This window comes from Gordonia sp. ALPHA1B1 (assembly GCF_005502615.1).
Taxonomy (GTDB): Bacteria; Actinomycetota; Actinomycetes; order Mycobacteriales; family Mycobacteriaceae; genus Gordonia; species Gordonia hongkongensis.
Genome location: NZ_SCOC01000100.1, coordinates 1 through 1,102, shown reverse-complemented (window position 1 = coordinate 1,102; position 1,102 = coordinate 1). Strand labels below are relative to the sequence as shown.

The 1,102-nt window shown below is 63.2% G+C and carries 1 protein-coding gene; it reads left to right on the top strand.

The features are described from left to right. Positions 1-26: 26 nt before the first annotated feature. The coding region (locus FFS52_RS23565) for an IS256 family transposase (protein WP_249356652.1) at positions 27-1,102 on the top strand (1,076 nt) is incomplete at its 3' end.

Here is a 1,102-nt window from a genome sequence, read left to right as displayed (position 1 = left end):
TGGCTGAGCCGCGTTCGACCGCGGAGGTGGCCGAGGCGCTGGAGGCCTCGGGCATGGTCGATGAGTTGTTGGCCCAGATCGATACCGGCCAGGTCCAGATCACCGGCGACGGCGGCCTGATCCCGGGTCTGATCAAACTCGCTCTCGAACGCGGCCTGAAGGCCGAGCTGACCGATCACCTCGGTTATGCCAAGGGCGATCCGGCCGGTCGGCAACTGCCCAACGCCCGCAACGGGTCGAGCCCGAAAACGGTGGACTCCGCGGCCGGGCCGGTCGAGTTGAACGTTCCTCGTGACCGTGAGGGCACGTTCACCCCACGCCTGGTACCCAAGGGTTCCCGCCGGCTCGGCGGCCTCGACGACATGATCATCTCGCTGTATGCCGGCGGCATGACGTTGCGCGACATTCAGCATCATCTGGCCTCGACGATCGGCACCGATCTGTCGCATGAGACGATCTCGAAGATCTGCGACGAGGTCCTCGACGCGGTCGATGAATGGCAGAACCGGCCGCTGGAGGCCTTGTATCCCGTCATCTACCTCGACGCCCTGGTGGTGAAGGTCAAAGACGGCGGTCATGTCCGAAACAGGCACGCCCACATCGCTATTGGTGTCGACATGGCCGGCGTCAAGCATGTGCTGGGCATCTGGATACAAGCCGAGGAAGGCGCGAAGTTCTGGGCCGGGGTGTGTGCGAATCTGGCCAACCGCGGCGTCAAGGACGTGCTCATCGTGTGCTGCGACGGGTTGACCGGGTTCCCCGAAGCGATCGAGGCGACCTGGCCATTGGCCACGGTGCAAACGTGTGTGGTGCATCTGATTCGCAACTCGATGCGGTTCGTGAACTACAAGGACCGCAAAGACGTCGCGCGGGCGATCAAACCGATCTACACCGCCCCCGACGCCGAGACCGCCCGCCGCGAATGGGAAGCCTTCCGAGACTCGGAACTGGGGACCAAATATCCGAGTGCCGCAGCAGCTTTCGATCGAGCGTGGGACCGGTTCATTCCGTTCTTGGCGTTCCCGCCCGAGCTCCGCAAAGTCATCTACACCACCAACTCGATCGAGTCGCTGAACTACCAGCTCCGCAAGGTCATCAAGAA